Annotated in this window: 1 protein-coding gene; it reads right to left on the reverse strand. The window is 73.3% G+C overall.

Annotation, left to right across the window (positions count from 1 at the left end; all coding sequences use genetic code 11):
- A partial coding sequence (locus KN815_RS41435) for a type I polyketide synthase (protein WP_216346943.1) occupies positions 1-4,490 on the reverse strand: 4,490 nt, incomplete at both ends.

Consider the following 4,490-nt stretch of genomic DNA (forward strand, 5'->3'; position numbering starts at 1 on the left):
AGCGTCGTGCCCGTGCCATGCGCCTCCACCACATCGACATCGGCGGTGGTGAGCCGGGCGCTGGTCAGCGCGTCGCGGATGACGCGCTGCTGGGACGGGCCGTTGGGCGCCGTCAGACCGTTGGACGCACCGTCCTGGTTGATGGCCGAGCCCCGCACGACCGCCAGGACGCGGTGGCCGTTGCGCCGCGCGTCCGACAGCCGCTCCACCAGCAGCATGCCCGCGCCCTCGGCCCAGCCGGTGCCGTCCGCCGACGCCGCGAAGGACTTGCAGCGGCCGTCGGTGGACAGCCCCTGCTGGCGGCTGAAGTCGATGAACGTGTCCGGGGTGGCCATGACGGTCACACCACCGGCCAGCGCCAGCGAGCACTCACCGTTGCGCAGCGCCTGCGCGGCCAGGTGCAGCGCCACGAGCGACGACGAACACGCCGTGTCGATGGTGACCGCCGGGCCTTCGAGTCCGAAGGTGTACGCCACCCGGCCCGAGGCGATGGAGCCCGCGCCGCCCGTGCCGAGATAGCCCTCCAGCCCCTCGGGAACGGCGGTCAGCCGGGTCAGATAGTCGTGGTACATGACGCCCGCGAAGACACCGGTCTTGCTGCCGCGTACGGCCGCCGGGTCGATGCCCGCGCGCTCGAACGCCTCCCACGACGTCTCCAGCAGCAGCCGCTGCTGCGGATCCATCGCCATGGCCTCACGCGGGTTGATCCCGAAGAAGTCCGGGTCGAAGTCGGCGGCGTCGTGCAGGAAGCCGCCCTCGCGGGTGTAGCTGGTGCCCACCTGGTCGGGGTCGTCGCTGTAGAGCGCGTCGAGGTCCCAGCCACGGTCGACGGGGAAGTCGGAAATGGCGTCGGTGGCGCCGATGACGAGCTGCCACAGCTCCTCGGGGGTGGTGACCCCGCCCGGGTAGCGGCAGCTCATCCCGACGATGGCGATCGGCTCGTCCTCGGTGACGGCCGTCACCGGGACCGGGGTGTGCACCTCCGCCGACTCCTCGCCCACCAGCTCGGTCCGCAGATGGCGGGCCAGGACCTGCGGGTCCGGATAGTCGAAGATGAGCGTCGCGGGCAGCCGCAGCCCGGTGACCGTGTTGAGCTGATTGCGCAGCTCAACGGCGGTCAGCGAGTCGAAGCCCAGATCCTTGAACGCCCGCCCGGAACCGATGGTCTCCGCACCCGCGTAGCCGAGCACGGTGGCCACCTGGCCACGGACCAGGTCCAGCAGCAGCCGCTCCTGCTCGGGCTCGGACAGCCCGGCGAGCCGCCCGGCAAGACCGTTCTCGCCGCCGCCCGCCGCGACCGCGTCCACCGCGCGCCGCGCCGGGACCCGCACCAGACCGCGCAGCAGCGGCGAGATGGCGGGCTGGTTGCGCAGCGCCGCGAGGTCCAGGCGCATCGGCACCAGCGATGCCTCGTCGACCGTCAGCGCGGCGTCGAAGAGCCGCAGCCCCTCCGCCACCGGCAGCGGGGGCACTCCGGCCCGCCGCATCCGGGTGATGTCGGCCTCGTCCAGCGTGTCGCCCATGCCGCCACCGGCCCACAGGCCCCAGGCCAGCGCGGTGGCGGGCAGGCCCGCCGCGTGGCGGTGGGCGGCGAGTGCGTCGAGGAAGACGTTGGCCGCGGCGTAGTTGCCCTGGCCCGGGCCGCCGAAGACACCGGCGGCGGAGGAGAAGAGCACGAACGCCGAGAGGTTCTGGTCGCGGGTCAGCTCGTGCAGGTTCCAGGCGGCGTCCGCCTTCGGGCGCATGACGTTTTCGACGCGCTCGGGGGTGAGGGAGCCGATCACACCGTCGTCCAGCACACCGGCCGTGTGGACGACCGCCGTGAGCGGATGGTCGGCGGGGATGGTGGCGAGGGTCGCGGCGAGCGCGTCCCGGTCCGCCACATCGCAGGCCGCCCAGTGGACGCTCGCGCCCAACTCGGCCAGTTCGGCGGTGAGTTCGGGCGCGCCCGGGGCCTGGTCGCCACGGCGGCTCAGCAGGAGCAGATGCCGTACGCCGCGCTCCGCCACCAGGTGGCGGGCGAACAGGCCGCCGAGCGAACCGGACGCGCCGGTGATCAGCACCGTGCCGTCCGGGTTCCACTCCGGGGCCTCGCTGTCGGCCGCCGATGCGGCGCGGGCCAGGCGTGGCGTCTTGAGGACGCCTTGCCGCACCGCGACCTCGGGCTCGCCGCTTGCGAGGGCTGTGGACAGCGCGGATTGTGCGGCCCGTGCGTCGTCGTGGCTGTCGAGGTCGATCAGGACGAAGCGGTCCGGGTTCTCGGACTGTGCCGATCGCACCAGGCCGCGTACGGCGGCGCCGGCGAGGTCCGTCACCGGTTCGGCGGCCTCGGTGGCCACGGTGCCCGAGGTGAGCAGGACCAGGCGGGAGTCCATGAAGCGGTTGTCGGCCAGCCAGGACTGGAGGAGGTGGAGGGCTTGGGTGGTGGCGTGGTGTGCGGCTTGGGCGGGGGTTTCCCCTATCCCGCCCCTTCCCGCAACCATGGGCTCCGCCCCTGGACCCCGGTCCTCAAACGCCGGACGGGCTGGGTGTGCCGCGCCCGGGCCCGCAAGTGCCGCGCCCGTACGCCCTTCGGGCGTGTCCTCAATCGCCGGACGGGCTTGTCGCGCCAAGTTCACCACGACCTGGTCCGGCAGTGCCGTCCCGGAATCGATGGCCTCGGCCAGCGCGGCCAGGTCCGGGTATGCGGTGAGGCCCAGGGTGTCCGTGCCCAGTGCCGCCCAGCGGCCGTCGGCCGTGGCGTCCGCCCCGGCGGCGTCCACCAGCCCGGCCGTCGTCCACTCCACGCGGTACAGCGACTCGTGGTACGCCGTCCGCGCGCTCTGTAGCTGCTCGGCCGAGACCGGGCGCAGCACCAGCGAGTCCACGGCCGCGACCGGGGCGCCCGTGGCGTCCGCGATCTCCAGGCGGACGCCGTCGCCGCCCACGGCGGCCATCCGCACCCGCAGCGTGGCCGCGCCGCTCGCGTACAGCGACACCCCGGTCCAGGCGAACGGCAGCCGCCCCTCGGTCTCGGTGCCGCCCAGCCCGGCCAGGCCGAGTGCGTGCAGCGCGGCGTCCAGCAGCGCCGGGTGCAGCCCGAACGCGGCGGCCTCCTCGGCCGTGCCCTCGTCCAGCACCACCTCGGCGAACACCTCGCCACCGCGCCGCCATGCCCTGCGCAGCCCCTGGAAGGCGGGGCCGTACGCGAAACCGACGTCCCGCAGCTCGGCGTAACGGTCGCCGACCGCCACCTCGGCGGCGTCCGCCGGAGGCCATGCGGTCAGCTCGAACGACGCCTCCGGCGCATCGCCGGACGCCAGGACACCGGACGCGTGCCGGGTCCACGGCTCCTCGGCCGACAGGTGCTCGGCACGGGAGTGCAGCTCCAGCGGGCGGCGGCCGGTGTCATCGGCAGCGCCGACCCACAGTCGCAGTTGGACGCCCCCGTCCTCGGCCAGGACCAGCGGCGCTTCGAGGGTCAGTTCCTCCAGCGTCTCGCAGCCGACCTGGTCACCGGCCCGGACCGCCAGCTCCACGAACGCGGTGCCCGGCAGCAGCACGGTGTCCATGATCGTGTGATCGGCGAGCCACGGGTGCGTGGACAGCGCCAGCCGCCCGGTGAACAACATCCCGTCCGCACTGGGCAGTTCGGCACTGGCGCCGAGCAGCGGATGCTCGGCCTCGCCCAGCCCGACCGCGGCCACGTCGCCCAGGAACAGCGACGAGACCTTCGGCCAGTAGCGCTGCCGCTGGAAGGCGTACGTGGGCAGCTCGGCCAGCTCGTCCGGCGCCAGTCGGGTGGCGCCGGTCCCGGCGTAGAAGGCCGCCCAGTCCACCGCCACACCGCGCACATGCGCCCGGGCGACGGCCGTGGTCAGCGCCTCGGCCTCGGGACGGTCCTTGCGCAGTACGGAGACGAACGCGGTGTCCGGCTCGGTGTCGGTCACACACTCCTGCGCCATCGCGGTCAGAACCCCGTCGGGGCCCAGCTCGATGAAGGTGGTGACGTTGCGCGCTTCGAGGGTGCGGATGCCATCCAGGAAGCGCACGGCCTCCCGGACGTGGCGCACCCAGAAGTCGGCGGTCGTGATCTCCTCGGCGGAGACCAGCTCGCCCGTCAGGTTGGACACGATCGGGATGCGCGGGGCCTCGTACGACAGCCCCTCCGCAACCTCCCGGAACGCCTCCAACATGCCGTCCATGCGAGGCGAGTGGAACGCATGGCTGACCGTGAGCCGCTTCGTCTTCCGACCCTGCGCCTCGAACGACGACGCGATCTCCAGAGCCGCGTCCTCGTCACCCGCGATGACCACCGACATCGGGCCGTTGAGCGCGGCAATCGAGACGCGCTCGGTCAGCAGCGGCGCCACCTCGTCCTCCGACGCCTGCACCGCGACCATCGCGCCACCCGCCGGAAGCTCCTGCATCAAACGGCCACGCGCCGCCACCAACCGGCACGCATCCGCCAGCGACAACACACCCGCCACATGCGCCGCGGCCAACTCACC

This window comes from Streptomyces niphimycinicus, assembly GCF_018883605.1.
GTDB classification, from domain to species: Bacteria; Actinomycetota; Actinomycetes; order Streptomycetales; family Streptomycetaceae; genus Streptomyces; species Streptomyces niphimycinicus.